Genomic DNA, 14,128 nt, shown 5'->3' on the forward strand with positions numbered 1-14,128 from the left:
GCGAATTATTGTTCGCATCGGCTATAAATAATAGTAGAGATTAAAAGTGGCCAATTATCATCTATGCCAATCAAGACGGTTACGAGCCGTTTGCAGAGTGGATGGATAATTTACGCGATCAACAAAACGACGCATACTGCAACGCCTACGCCGCCTTGAACAAGGCAATTACGGCGATGTTGCGCCAATAGGAGATGGTTTAAGCGAGTTGCGAATGTTCTTTGGTTCTGGTTATCGCGTCTATTTCGGTGAAGATGCTGAAAATATTGTTGTCGTACTGTGTGGAGGCGACAAAAGCACACAGAATCAGGACATCGAAGACGCAAAAGCTTACTGGAAGGAGTACCTAAGCGGTGAGAAAATTTAGAACACTTGATGAATTTGAAGAAGAGTACTTCCGTAAGCACCCGGAAGAAATCGACAATTATTTGACGGAGATATTTCAGGAATATTCAGAAGACAACGACTCCGGTGCGTTGTTGGCATCCTTGCGCGTCGTTGCTCGTGTACGAGGAATTAGTGAGATAGCCGATCAAATAGGCATGACACGCCGGGGATTGCAAAAAGCCTTATCCAGCAATGGCAACCCGCGCCTTGAAAACGTCAATTCCATCATGAAGGCACTGGGATATTTTCTCACACCAACTACCACTAACCAAGGCAGTAGGAGAAACAGCAATATTAGCCAGAAGCTAGCACCAGCAAGATTACCAATACCAGGAAAAATTTTAAGTCGAGAATTAGAAGCCCGTGGCTGGACACAGAAAGATTTAGCAGAAATTATGGGGCGTCCAGTTCAAACCATCGATGAAATTATTCGGGGAAGCAAGCAAATTACACCTGAAACAGCTATCGAACTCTCTCAAGCCTTGGGTACTTCTCCAGAGTTTTGGACAAATCTTGAAGCAAAGTATCGGCTTCATCTAGTAGGAAAAGCAAAAAAGGAGCAAGATATAGTTCGTAAAAGCCGATTGTATACAATTGCTCCCATCTCTGAACTAATCAAAAATAAGTGGATTCAAGCAGCAGATTCAATTGATGACTTAGAACGGCAAGTATGTGATTTTTTCGGCGTATCTTCTTTAGATGAAACACTCCAGCTAGACGTTAATTTTCGTTGTTCCGAGCATCGAGAGCCAGAGGAAACTTCTCGCATAGCTTGGGTAAAACGAGTTGAGAATCTAGCGAAACAACAAAAAGTTGCTAGTTTTGAACGCAAAAAACTTGAGACTGCTATCCCTGAAATTCTTGCTTGTGCTAAACAAGTAGAAAGTATTGTGCAGATTCCTAAATTGCTGGCAGATTTAGGTGTACATTTTATAATTGTGCCGCATTTAAGCAAAACCTACTTGGATGGTGCAGCCTTTTATTTAAATAGTAATCCCGTTATCGCGTTGACATTGAGATCTGACCGGATAGATTCATTTTGGTTCACCCTAATGCATGAGTTAGCACATATTGTTTTAGGACATCAAGGAGCTTATTTAGACAACTTGGATGCATTAGAAGAGAATGATGAGGAAAGAGCAGCTAACGAAAAAGCGGCTGACTGGTTAATAAATCCTCAGACATTAAATGAATTTATTATTAGGAATAAAAAAGTCTTTTCTCGTAAAGCAATTGAACAATTTGCTCAAAATCAAAATAGACATCCAGGCATAATTCTTGGGCGTTTACATTATGACAAATTAGTTCCCTATAAAAATTTGAAACCATTACTTTTACTTGTTGGAGTTAGCCCGATTTTAAGTCATTTTACAGATAATTTTTGCGATAGTAAGCTTGATATTCCGCAGACAGCAGAGGTTCCCACCAATGACGATGATTGAGATACCATTCAACAGTTAAACGTAAACCCTCAGCAATTGTTACTGAAGGCATCCAACCAAGCTGAGTTTTAATTTTGTTCGCATTAATTGCATATCTCCGATCATGTCCTTGTCTATCTTTGACAAAAGTAATCAACTGCTTTGCTGGATGTACTGGTAAATCAGGTGCTAATTCATCCATCATTTGACATAAAAGTTGGACGAGGTTAATATTTTCCACCTCATTATTGCCACCAATATTGTACGTTTCTCCTGGTTGACCATAATTGATTACTACATCTAAAGCACGGCAATGATCGCCCACATAAAGCCAATCCCGTACATTTTTACCATCACCATAAACAGGTAATGGTTTCCCTATCAAAGTGTTGATACACATCAGGGGAATTAGTTTTTCGGGAAACTGATAAGGGCCGTAATTATTAGAGCAATTTGTTATAATAGTTGAAAGTTGATAAGTATGATAATAAGCACGGACTAAATGATCGCTACCCGCTTTTGAAGCTGAGTAGGGACTATTGGGAGCGTAGGGTGTCGTCTCACAAAAAGCTGCGTCATCTGCGCTCAGGCTACCGTAGACTTCATCAGTAGAAACGTGTAGAAAACGATAATCAGATGGCTGTGCTTTCGCATCCCAATGTTGTCGAAAAGCTTCTAGTAAAGTGAAAGTTCCCACCACATTAGTTTGCACAAAAGCAGCTGGACCAAGAATCGAACGATCGACATGAGATTCAGCGGCAAAATGGGCGATAGTATTAATATTTTCCGTTGATAATAGGTTGTCTATGATGGTGCGATCGCAAATATCCCCCTGCACAAACCGAAAATTCTCTTTTCCCTCAACCAGCGCCAAATTCAGACGATTTCCCGCATAAGTAAGAGCATCCAACACCACCACGCGATCGTCTGGATAAACCTGACACCAATGATGGACAAAATTCGCCCCAATAAACCCCGCACCCCCAGTAACTAATAACCGCCGATTCATTCAATTTCCTCTCTTGTCTCTGTGATCTGTGCACCTCTGCGGTTCGTTTGTATTATTCGTATTACTTAAAATATTTCTTCCTCAGTTTCCCATATATCCTCTGAGCGAGTAATTTCGCCATCCGTATTTTCGTCAAACTCTTAATATTAGACGGCTGATGAATTTTGTGGTCAAAAAACTCATTTAACTCATCCAAAATAACTTGGAAACGCTTAATAATATTTTCAGTCCGATGCTCAACCAAAAAGCCTTCAGATAAGCTAAAATCTACTGAAGATTCAATTATTTTCAAAATACGTTGCACATCATATTCTTGAGAATATCCAGCAATTTTATAGCAATTAAATCCAGGGTCTAAGTAATCAGCTAGTCCACCGTTGACACTAGAAAATACTTGACAACCACAAGCAAGAGCTTCCATTGGTTGTAGACCAAATCCTTCACTCACACGCTGTTGTGCCCAGTACTCAGCAGAATCATATAGGTAAACCTTAGCTCGGTTGAATAGTCCGGGTAAATTCTCTATGTATGAGTCAACAACCAAGACTTTACAACGTTTTTGCAATGCTGGAATTAATTCTTTAATTAAATACTCAGAAGACTTCCGAGCTTGAACTAAAACATCAATATCCCGTTCCAAACCTAAATTTTGAAACTCATCAGAAATTTGATTGGGCAAATAATAAATCAGAGAATTGGGTGATTTTTCTCCCCAATATCCCATTGTATAGCGGCTAACAGTCATAATTGGAATACTTGCAGGTAGCCTAAATGGATAACCTGCACTATGTGCATGGTAAACGACATTGTATTGCTTAAGTTTAGCCACGAGTTGAGCTATATCAAATCCCCAACTGATCACAAAAATTACATCATTTAAATTTTTCTCTTTTAGCAAATCATCAATAAAAAGCTTATCTTTTTCCCGTTGACGGTAAGTTACAACATCAGCACTACAGAAATTCTGAGCTAGATTAAGTGCTTTTAACTCAGCCCAAAGACCACCACAGGCAAATTTGCTATCTGTACCTGGGAGTAAGAAGTAAAGTTTTCTCATAATTTTTTTAGGGGAGTGGGAAGTAGGGAGTGGGGAGTGGGGGGATGGGGGAGCAGGGGGAGATGAAGGAGCAATATCTTCTTCATCCTCCTCATCTCCCTCATCACCCTCATCCCTACTCTTGCCAGCCCACTTTAACAAAATGTGCCTCACGCCCCCAAACATCTCGTGTACGGGTAATATTTTCAATTGCTAGGTTAAAAGGAATAGCAGTTGTTAAGTAACGCTGCGCTATGGAACCTAAATCAGGTGCGAGTTCAGCGGCTGTCGTTGCTGCTAACCCCAAACCTATAAGTTGCTCGATTGGTCGAAATGGTAGTAATAGATGCACACCGACAGCTAGTCCAGCCGTTAAGAGCATTGCTACTGATAAATTTGTGCCACAACGGGGATGTACAGCCAAATCCCACTCTCCACTGGTGATGCGATGTCGAGCAAGTGTGACTGCACGCCGCAAATCACTAATATTTACCTCACCATAGAGGTAGAATCCCTGCTCAGTAGATAAACCGCCTAATAGTTCATTATCTAGTTGAACGTTAGTGGATTCTGCTGGGCCAGAATAGGCGCTTTTTGATTCGCTAAGAACCCAAACAGTAGCATGTTCTAAAGCATGAACCTGCCGCAGCATCAAAATTTCTTTCAACCCTGGAATAAATGATAGCTGTCTGAGTAAGTCGGTATCTTGTATGGGTTGCGGAAAGTCTGAAGATTGGTCTTCTAGACTTGGAACCTTCTCAGATACAGGTATCGTAAAATCAAAGTTAAAAAATTCAAAGGGAGACGAGCTACCCTGAAAAGAAGCGGAAGTATTCATTGGAACACTACTCCCAAAGCCGATGGGGCAACATAGATTTCTTTCAAATGTAACGCTTGCACCACTGAATTGTTGCTAATTTTTGTAGATGATTGTTTTGTTAGGGTATTGGGCATTGGGCATGGGGCATTGGGCAGAGGGGAAAGACTTGCAGCAACTTCTCCCCTGCTCCCCTGCTCCCCTGCTCCCCAATCAATTTGGAAAGGAATTCTGATCTTTGATAGTTTCCGAGTCCGAGGGTCAGCTGGCTCCACTAATATAAACTCCGGCTGAGTGATGGACTCGGAACTTTTGGTAGAGTGTTCACACTGAAAACTTAGGCGTAAAGAGGGGAACAATCAGTAAAACTCAAAATTGGCTTGTAATTTACTAGACCAAGGCAATTACGCTTCTACTAGTAAATTGTTTATTCAATCTGGTTAGGCAGAGTACAGCAATTGACATCATTCAAACAGACTTTGCCCCACTGTAAAGCCCAGCGGAGAAGAGCTACTCGATTATCTGTCTCAGTCTTAGTGAGAATATTACTGATATGGTTATCAACTGTACGCTTGCTAATCTCCAGTTTTGCTGCAATCTCTTGGTTAGTTAAGCCAGCGGCTACTAAGTCGATAATTTGCAGTTCTCTGTCTGACAGACTAACGGGGGTCTCAGACTTGCCACCAGCCATGACTATTTCTATCCTCCCTTGGTATATGTACTTAATCGCTCTTTCTAATTCTAGAAGATTCTTTTCTTGGTAGGGGTTTCAAGTGTTAGCAGTAATCCGATTGTCAATATTTTCTTTGGATTTCAAGTTGCTAAAAATATAACCTACGCAGCATTTGAAGTAATAAATATGTCTTTTTTTGATAAATATATTGTCTAGGTACTGAGATAAAATAAGCGAGAATTAGAAGCATATACATGCTATAGAGTAGTAAAAATTGCTATTTAATTCTATGAAGGACTGGCGACAGATTAGCAAAAACTATTGTAGATTTTATACTGTAAATTCCTAATCCGAAATCAAAATCTAAAATTGAAAATGAGATGAGCAATCCCCGTGTTTTGTGCCTTGGTGAAATTTTGTTTGATTGTTTAGCCGATCAATTGGGGCTAAAGCTGGAAGAAGTGAAATCTTGGACTCCTTACCCAGGAGGGGCACCAGCTAATGTAGCCTGTGCTTTAGTCAAGCTGGGAATGTCAGCGGGATTTATCGGAGCTGTTGGCGAAGATGAGCCAGGGAATACACTGGTTAAGCTATTACAAGATGTAGGTGTAGAGACGACGGGAGTACAACGCCATCCCACAGCACCAACGCGACAAGTTTATGTTACACGGGATCTGGCTGGTGATCGCACCTTTGCCGGATTTGGTCAGTATGACACCGCAGAATTTGCCGATACTCGCCTGCAAGCTAAACAATTGTCAGATTCGCTGTTTCAAGAGGCAGATTTTCTGGTTTTGGGTACTTTGGAATTAGCCTATCCTGAAAGTGAAGAGGCAATTCATCGCGCTTTAGAGTTAGCAGAACATTACGACTTAAAAATTGTGCTGGATGTTAACTGGCGTCCTGTATTTTGGAAAGAGCCAAACATTGCCCATCAAAAAATTCCAGAATTATTTAAGCGAGTCGATTTCCTCAAACTCTCCAAAGAAGAAGCTGAATGGCTATTTGAAACCGCAGATCCCGGAGCCATTACTTATCGTCTAGCTTCAATTGAGGGAGTACTGGTGACAGATGGCGAAAACGGCTGCACTTATTGTCTGGGTGAGAACGAAGGCAAATTACCCTCGTTTTCCATCCCTGTAGTTGATACAACTGGTGCAGGAGATAGCTTTTTGGCAGGATTCATCCACCAACTAAGTCAGTATGGTATCCACAGCTTGCGGGATGCAGAAACAGCAAAACGCATTGTCACTTATGCCAGTGCTGTTGGGGCATTGACTACCATTAAAGCAGGTGCGATCGCTTCTCAACCTACTGCTGCTGAAGTCAAAGCTTTTCTAGCCGCACATCAACTCTAGGAACTAGCATAAGCCACTGGGATATCAGCTATTAAAGGCTGATACTCCTGGCTAGAAAATGGAAGAAAATCCTCATGCCATTCTGCTTTCATATTGCACAATAAATGTAAATGCAATTTATCAAATAGTTTTGCAACCCAAAGATCAATACTTTTGGATGAGATGCAAATGCTTCAAATGGAAGCAAGGAACGTAATGTTTTTGCATACGACCCTGAGAAATTAGTTTGGAGCCGTGATTATGCTTCATAAGATAATAAAATATTAATTTTTAATACAATAAATTTGTTTTATAAGTCTCAATTTTATTTAGTTTTATCATAAGTCTACAACCCTTCTGTTCTCTACTCTCTGACTTGAAAGAACAGGGGGAGAAAGACATTTTCATGCTTGGCGGTGAAACTTGTTTCATAGGAACTGCCTTATGCCTTAACCAGCCATTTATTGCTCGCTAAAATCTGACAATAACGCTAAGAAAACTAAAAATTTAAATAGAAATATCGGGGCTATATACATGACTTCCAGCATTCCAAAAGATATCCAAAGACATACTCCTTTAGTAGGAGATGTAAATAATAAAAGTGGAATTGCTTACCAAGCAAGCCGCACAGCGATCGCCGGATTTAATGCAATCTTAATGGCAGGAGCAGAGGTTTATATCAATGGGCTAAAAATCCCCGATCCTCTGCTTAAAGCCCTTTTAAATCTCTCCATACAAATCAGCTACAAGTATTTTCCTGCTCTTTTAGTTCCCTATGAATGGTTGTTGCAAGAAAGCGATCGCCTTGCAGAAGGGTCACACGAACTAATGAAGGTTCAATACAACCTACCCGAAAAAATGTTCAGTTTGATCTTGAAAGAGACAGAACTTTTATATCCCAAATACACGATGGCTTTATGGGAAAAAGGAGCATCCAACCTTGAGCAAGCTCAAATTGATATGCTCGACGATTTGATTGCAAAAGCAGGTATTGAAGACGGAGACGAAATCTTAGATTTGGGATGCGGTTGGGGTTCTGCATCAAATTACATTCTTTCCCGGTTTCCGCATGTGAAAGTAACGGCTCTGAATTTGAGCCACGAGCAATGCGAATATATGCGGAAAAAAATGCAAGACCCTAGCAGTTACCTCAGTTCAGATAGATTCACTCTATATGAAAAGGACTTTAATGATATTGATTTGGAGAATAAGTTTGATAAAATTATCGCGATTGGGCTGTTTGAACATGTAGGTAATTTAACAAAATCATTCTCAAAACTGGCTTCTATCCTCAAAGATGATGGTAAGGTTTTAATTCATATAATCACAACCAAATTACCTGACAATATAACTCATCCTTTTATCAATAAATATATTTTCCCCAATATGCGGGTGTGGAATTATGATGTCATACCAAAGATTAATACAGACTTGAAAACCATTAATCGATGGTATTTAAATGGTGATAACTACTCAAAAACCCTCAGAAATTGGTTGATGAATTTTGACCAAAATCAAGCAAAAATCAAAGATTTGAATTATGGTATGAACTATGCCAAGTTCTGCCGGATGTGGAGACTTTATTTGCTCTTGTGCATACAGTATTTTGACGGTTGTAATGGTGAAATTCTTGGTAACGGTCAATATCTATTGGTTCATGCGTAAGTCCTAATAATTTAGCGATCGCTCAACCTATCGAGTTATCAATGGGTTGTCTTAGCTTGCTGCCATAGAGTATCAACAGTCACAAACTCATAACCTTGTTGTAGCAGTTGCGGAATGAGAATTTGAATTGTAGCAGCAACATCTTGTCCACCACAAGCACCATCATGCAAAACAATTATTGAACCATTTTTGACCTGCTGCATAATTCGCTGTACCACGGTGGTGACACCTGGCTGCACCCAGTCTTCTGGTACAACACTCCACATAACTGGGCGGTAATTCCACTGAAAGAACAATTTTAAAGTAGCAGGTGTAAATAAACCATTGGGAGGGCGGACATCTTGCACTTGTCCAGGTTGCAGATTGCAGGCATTGTAAATGGCAGCTTGGGTTTTTTCTAAACTGTCCTTCAGGTCATTTGGGGAAAGCATGGGAAAAGAGCGATGATCGTAGCCATGCAATCCGATCCAGTGTCCGCGATCGCTAACGGTTTTAGCAATGGCTGGTGAACGGTTGACGCAAACACCCAACCAAAAAAAACTCGCTGTAATGTTGTAACGATCTAACACTGCCAAGACTTCGGGCGTGTATTGCGGATGGGGCCCATCATCGAATGTGAGTGCGATCGCTTTAGTATGGGGATTTCCACTCCAAAGGCAGTTGGGAAAACTCGGCTGGAGAATGCGGTAGAAAATTGGAAACAGGGGAGCTAGCTGCATAAAGTTTTTTGTTTTTCCGTAATCTTGCGTAACTACACTGATTACTTAATATAGGGCTGTTAAGCATGATTCGCACACTTAACAGTCTTAATATCTAGAACTTACACGCTGTACAAATGGACAGTTATATGAATTAGCATTCCTTGTAATGTTAGTAAATTTTACCTTGTTCCTGTTTCCAAGTTGGAAATGTAGTTTCCACTCACGATCTATTCCTGCCTAGCTGACTCAACTTATTTTTTTAGTTGTCAGATCAACAGGAAATATCGCAGTCACAGAAGTAGGTGGAAAAGAAAATTACAGCCTCTTTCACATAATTGTCTTTTTGTCAAATTGTAAGTCCTAATATTAACAATTAATCTTTATTAAGGATAAACTTTCGTGGCAATTAATTATTACGGAACTAATGGCAATGATGTTGTCTTCGGCAGTAGTGACAACGATACCCTTAGAGGCTTTGATGGTGATGACAAACTGTTTGGTGGAGCAGGTAATGACTTCATAGATGGTGGCTTTGGCTTTGACACCATTGATGGCGGTACTGGAATTGATACCACATCTTATGCTTTCTTTTCCGGCCCAATTGATGCCAATCTCTCCACTGGTGTAGTTAGCTTTCCGGGAAACTCTACTCTCACGGATAAATTAGTCAGCATTGAGAATTTAATCGGTACAGCTGGCAACGATACGATTGTTGGTAATGATGCCAATAATGTTCTCAACGGTGGAGCAGGTAATGACTTCATCGATGGTGGCTTTGGATTTGACACCATTGATGGTGGTGCTGGAACTGATACCACATCTTACGCTTTCTTCTCTGGCCCAATTGATGCCAATCTCTCTACTGGTGTAGTTAAGTTTCCGGGAAACTCTACTCTCACGGATAAATTAGTCAGCATTGAGAATTTAATCGGTACATCTGGCAACGATACGATTGTTGGTAATGATGCCAATAATGTTCTCAGTGGTGGAGCAGGTAATGACTTCATAGATGGTGGCTTTGGCTTTGACACCATTGATGGCGGTACTGGAATTGATACCACATCTTATGCTTTCTTTTCCGGCCCAATTGATGCCAATCTTTCCACTGGTGTAGTTAGCTTTCCGGGAAATTCTACTCTCACGGATAAATTAGTCAGCATTGAGAATTTAATCGGTACAGCTGGCAACGATACGATTGTTGGTAATGATGCCAATAATGTTCTCGTAATGACTTCATAGATGGTGGCTTTGGCTTTGACACCATTGATGGCGGTACTGGAATTGATACCACATCTTATGCTTTCTTTTCCGGCCCAATTGATGCCAATCTTTCCACTGGTGTAGTTAGCTTTCCGGGAAATTCTACTCTCACGGATAAATTAGTCAGCATTGAGAATTTAATTGGTACAGCTGGCAACGATACGATTGTTGGTAATGATACCAATAATGTTCTTGACGGTGGAGCAGGTAGTGACACTCTCGTTGGTGGTTATGGCACTGACGTACTCACAGGTGGTGCTGGCGCAGATAAGTTTGTCTTCAATAGCAAATTTGAAGGTATCGATATCATCAAAGACTTCGAGTGGACAGAGGGTGACAAAATCCAGATTTCCAAGTCTGCATTTGGTGCTAGCTCTAACAACCAGTTCAGCTACAACAGCACTAATGGTAACTTATTCTTCGCAGGGGATCAATTCGCCACCATTGAGAACAAGCCTTCTTTCTTCTCAGTTAATCTAGATGTTGTGCTGGTATAAATCTTTTCCTTTTATTCCATATCTTCATACTTCGATCAATTAACTTGAAAAAGTAGGGATGCGATCGCATCCCTACCTTTTTTGATTATCTTTAAGTTCAAACATCACAGCGATCGCTTTAGTCTGTGAATGCATTATTTTGTAACAAAATCTGTAACAGCAATGCTATTTTACCTAGTACTCGTCTAAATTGATGAGAAATCTACGGGGAATCCCTGAATTAAGGGTTGATGTTACTAAAAGATATACGAGATTATCAGATTTTATTTTTGGGCTTGTTCCTAGTCTTGGGAATTGGTACACGAGATTGGACGCTGCGACCAGAGTTAATTGGGGTAGCGATCGCCACAAGTCTAGCAACTCAATGGATATTGTCATTAGTCATTGGTCATTGGTCATTAGCAAACAACAAAGGACAAAACCCAAATTTGCGCAGTGCTTTAATTACCTCACTGGGACTCAGTTTACTGTTGCGGGCTGACCACTCGACAACAATGGCAATAGCCGCAGCAATTGCGATCGCCAGCAAATTTATCTTCCGAGTCGGCGATAAGCATTTCTTCAATCCTGCCAACTTTGGCATCATATCTGCCTTGATTCTCACTCCCGATGCTTGGGTTTCGCCGGGACAATGGGGTGAAGAGTGGTGGTATGGGCTATTATTTCTCGGTACTGGCGGCATGATTTTGCAGCGCGTTGGTCGCTGGGACACCACAGCAGCTTTTTTGGGTTCCTACTCTTTGCTAGAGGCGATTCGCAATCTCTGGCTGGGTTGGACTTGGGATGTTTACTGGCATCGATTGATGAGTGGGTCTTTGCTGCTGTTCGCCCTATTTATGATTACAGATCCGCGATCGATCCCCAATTCCCGAATTGGGCGCGTAGTTTGGGCAGTTTGTATCGCTGGATTAACTTTTATCCTGCGAAATTATTTCTTTGTTTCCACAGCAGTTTTCTGGGCGCTGTTTGCCCTTGCACCGTTGAGCATCCTGCTAGATGTTTTCTGGTTAGCCCCAAGGTTTGCTTGGCAAGAGAAAGATGAGGAAGCAGGGGTAGAACTTCTAACTCCTAACTCCTAACTTCTGACTCAGCACTAAAAAAGATAGAGGTATAAAAAATGAAGTTTTTTCGACTTTTAACACCATTATTGTTGGCAATTGTAGCTGTTTTGTGCTTTGCACCAGCAGCTTGGGCATTTTGTGGATTTTATGTAGCCAAAGCTGATACAAAACTGTATAACAAAGCTTCTCAGGTGGCGATCGCGCGGGATGGCGATCGCACTATCCTAACAATGGCAAACGATTTTCAAGGCGAAGTCAAAGATTTTGCAATGGTAGTACCAGTGCCAACGGTGCTGCAAAAAGAACAAGTTCACGTCACTGAACCCAAGATTATCGAGCGCCTAGATGCTTTTAGTGCGCCGCGATTGGTAGAATATTTTGACCCAGATCCTTGTGCCCCAGTTTACGATAGAGAGTTATCAGCAGCACCAGCGCCAGCAGCAGCGAGAAGTGAGGCAGTGAGTGCAAGGGGCGATGCTAGTTTGGGTGTGACGGTTGAAGCACGTTTTAACGTTGGCGAATACGACATTGTGATCCTCAGTGCGAAAGAATCTGGTGGATTGGAAACTTGGCTTAAACGCAATGGCTACAAAATCCCCAGAGGTGCGAAACAGTTACTTCAGCCTTATATTCGCTCCTCAATGAAATTCTTTGTTGCTAAAGTCAACTTGGATAAATTCGAGCAATCTGGCTACCAGTTTCTCCGTCCACTACAAATTTCCTACCAATCGCCTAAATTCATGCTGCCAATTCGTTTAGGCATGATCAATGCTACGACAGAGCAAGATTTGATTGTCTACATCCTCTCGCCCCAAGGACAAGCAGAAATCACCAACTATCGGACGGTGAAAATTCCCTCCGACGCTAACATTCCCTTATTTGTCAAAGATGAATTTGGTGAATTCTACAAATCCATGTTTCAAACTATCTACACCAAAGAAGACAGGAAAGTTGGTTTTCTAGAATACGCTTGGGATATGGGTAGTTGCGATCCTTGTTCTGCTGAACCCCTGACTCCAGAAGAACTCAAGCAAGCAGGGGTATTTTGGCTAGATGATAATTCTACAAGTAATGTGCCAGTACCCCCCAGTTTTCGTCGTCCCTCTCCTAGAAGTAACGTCTTCATCTCTCGATTGCATGTTCGCTATACCCGTGACAAATTCCCTGAAGATTTGATATTTCAACAAACTGCCAACAGTGAATCTTTTCAAGGACGCTATGTTTTGCAACATCCGTTCCAAGGGGAACTTAAATGTCAGGCTGGTAGACAATATAAGCAGTCTTTACCCAAACGTTTTGAACAAGAGGCGCAAACTCTAGCTAAACTAACCAACTGGAAAATTCAAGATATTCGCAACAAAATGAAATTGAGTGTAAGTAATCTAAGATATTCTTGGTGGGAAAATGTCCTATCCTGGCTGGGATTATATTAATAAGAGTGGGGAGTGAGGAGTAAGATTAATTTAAAAAATCAAATCTGATACAGCAGAATTCAGCAGTAAAATCTGCTTTGGATTTGGGTAACATACTTAGCTTTTGTACCTCCCCAACTTGAAATCTGCTGTAATTTATATCATGTCCGCTTGATTACTTATCAAACCCGAAGAACCCCACCCCGCCAAAGCTACGCTTTGTCTCCCCTCCCCGCTTGCGGGGAGGGGATTAAGGGGTGGGGTGCAATGACTGTGGGAATCATAACTAATTATGCGGACATGATATTACTTCCCTTATTTTTTATCAACTGATAAGTCTTAAAGTATTGTTGGAATACTCCTCCGAGAACCTCCTAAATCTCGAATCAGCTAATCTTAGTTATTGATGTTGCTCCGTTTTTTCCGATTGAATAATCCCGACATACTTATTCCTGTTACCAGCAGACTAATCAGTCCCAATCCATTAAAAATCGGATAAATTGCTTCTAAATGTAATATTTCTCCTGTATGAATTCTTAACAGCAAACTAGAAGAAAAACCAGTACTAATTGGCCATTCCTTAACAATAGTTGTCAATATTCCCGTCAATACAGTTAACATTAAAGGTAGACAAATTATGATGCCAATCGTGCGATGATACTTACGAAATGATCGTTTCATAGTCATTTTCTAGAAAGGTTATTGTTTTTATACTAGTGGTTATTAAAGTTAGGCGTTGCTGAATTATGGAAAAATCATGTTTTTCTCCTGCATTTTTGAGTTTTCGATGTATGTTTTTACCTTTGTCAACTTATTCTATAAATAAGTATAGGGTTAAGTGATATATTTATC

At 40.9% G+C, this 14,128-nt stretch carries 14 protein-coding genes and 1 pseudogene; 8 read left to right on the forward strand and 7 right to left on the reverse strand.

All coding sequences use genetic code 11. The features are described from left to right. Positions 1-101 precede the first annotated feature (101 nt). A pseudogene (locus HWQ40_RS24505) lies at positions 102-367 on the forward strand (type II toxin-antitoxin system RelE/ParE family toxin). Further along, positions 354-1,829, forward strand: a complete 1,476-nt coding sequence (locus HWQ40_RS24510) for an addiction module antidote protein (protein ID WP_292782970.1) — start codon at positions 354-356, stop codon at positions 1,827-1,829. Before HWQ40_RS24505 ends, HWQ40_RS24510 begins: the two are co-directional and overlap by 14 nt. On the opposite strand, the gene rfbB is transcribed toward HWQ40_RS24510, so the two are convergent. The 5 genes from rfbB to HWQ40_RS24535 form a co-directional block, all read right to left on the reverse strand. Next, positions 1,756-2,817 (reverse strand): dTDP-glucose 4,6-dehydratase, encoded by a 1,062-nt coding sequence (gene rfbB / locus HWQ40_RS24515; protein WP_292782974.1) that lies wholly within the window; start codon positions 2,815-2,817, stop codon positions 1,756-1,758. The two genes, HWQ40_RS24510 and rfbB, sit on opposite strands and share 74 nt — an antisense overlap. 61 nt (positions 2,818-2,878) lie before the next feature. Beyond that, on the reverse strand, positions 2,879-3,874 hold the full coding sequence (locus tag HWQ40_RS24520) for a glycosyltransferase (RefSeq protein WP_292783532.1): 996 nt from the start codon (positions 3,872-3,874) through the stop codon (positions 2,879-2,881). Positions 3,875-3,989: 115 nt separating this feature from the next. Then, positions 3,990-4,691: a DUF6391 domain-containing protein gene (locus HWQ40_RS24525; RefSeq protein ID WP_292782977.1), complete on the reverse strand. Its 702-nt coding sequence runs from the start codon at positions 4,689-4,691 to the stop codon at positions 3,990-3,992. Further along, the gene (locus tag HWQ40_RS24530; protein WP_292782979.1) at positions 4,688-4,945 is read right to left on the reverse strand and encodes a hypothetical protein; all 258 of its coding nucleotides are present in this window, start codon (positions 4,943-4,945) and stop codon (positions 4,688-4,690) included. The genes HWQ40_RS24525 and HWQ40_RS24530 overlap by 4 nt, the downstream gene beginning before the upstream one ends. A 152-nt stretch (positions 4,946-5,097) precedes the next feature. Continuing rightward, complete coding sequence (locus tag HWQ40_RS24535; protein ID WP_292782981.1) at positions 5,098-5,361, reverse strand: helix-turn-helix transcriptional regulator; 264 nt, start codon at positions 5,359-5,361, stop codon at positions 5,098-5,100. A gap of 362 nt (positions 5,362-5,723) precedes the next feature. Here HWQ40_RS24535 and HWQ40_RS24540 point away from each other — a divergent pair, with 362 nt between their 5' ends. Together HWQ40_RS24540 and HWQ40_RS24545 are read left to right on the forward strand one after the other, a co-directional pair. Further along, positions 5,724-6,701, forward strand: a complete 978-nt coding sequence (locus tag HWQ40_RS24540) for a carbohydrate kinase (RefSeq protein WP_292782984.1) — start codon at positions 5,724-5,726, stop codon at positions 6,699-6,701. 513 nt (positions 6,702-7,214) lie between these two features. Further along, positions 7,215-8,345 (forward strand): class I SAM-dependent methyltransferase, encoded by a 1,131-nt coding sequence (locus tag HWQ40_RS24545; protein ID WP_292782987.1) that lies wholly within the window; start codon positions 7,215-7,217, stop codon positions 8,343-8,345. Between the two features lie 38 nt (positions 8,346-8,383). On the opposite strand, the gene HWQ40_RS24550 is transcribed toward HWQ40_RS24545, so the two are convergent. Continuing rightward, positions 8,384-9,064, reverse strand: coding sequence for a polysaccharide deacetylase family protein (locus HWQ40_RS24550; protein WP_292782991.1), 681 nt, complete (start codon positions 9,062-9,064; stop codon positions 8,384-8,386). A gap of 381 nt (positions 9,065-9,445) precedes the next feature. Between HWQ40_RS24550 and HWQ40_RS24555 the strand changes: the two genes are divergently transcribed. The 4 genes from HWQ40_RS24555 (at position 9,446) to HWQ40_RS24570 (ending at position 13,297) form a co-directional block, all read left to right on the forward strand. Further along, complete coding sequence (locus HWQ40_RS24555; protein ID WP_292782993.1) at positions 9,446-10,285, forward strand: calcium-binding protein; 840 nt, start codon at positions 9,446-9,448, stop codon at positions 10,283-10,285. A gap of 77 nt (positions 10,286-10,362) precedes the next feature. After that, on the forward strand, positions 10,363-10,803 hold the full coding sequence (locus tag HWQ40_RS24560) for a M10 family metallopeptidase C-terminal domain-containing protein (protein WP_292783534.1): 441 nt from the start codon (positions 10,363-10,365) through the stop codon (positions 10,801-10,803). 230 nt (positions 10,804-11,033) lie between these two features. Next, the gene (locus tag HWQ40_RS24565; RefSeq protein WP_292782995.1) at positions 11,034-11,882 is read left to right on the forward strand and encodes an RnfABCDGE type electron transport complex subunit D; all 849 of its coding nucleotides are present in this window, start codon (positions 11,034-11,036) and stop codon (positions 11,880-11,882) included. Positions 11,883-11,920: 38 nt separating this feature from the next. Beyond that, a complete protein-coding gene (locus HWQ40_RS24570; protein WP_292782998.1) occupies positions 11,921-13,297 on the forward strand; it encodes a DUF2330 domain-containing protein in 1,377 nt (458 codons plus the stop codon). 375 nt (positions 13,298-13,672) lie between these two features. On the opposite strand, the gene HWQ40_RS24575 is transcribed toward HWQ40_RS24570, so the two are convergent. Next, a complete protein-coding gene (locus HWQ40_RS24575) occupies positions 13,673-13,957 on the reverse strand; it encodes a peptidase (protein WP_292783001.1) in 285 nt (94 codons plus the stop codon). Between the last annotated feature and the right edge of the window lie 171 nt (positions 13,958-14,128).

Origin of the sequence: Nostoc sp. NMS9 (genome assembly GCF_017114995.1) — a bacterium.
In the GTDB taxonomy this organism is placed as follows: Bacteria; Cyanobacteriota; Cyanobacteriia; order Cyanobacteriales; family Nostocaceae; genus Nostoc.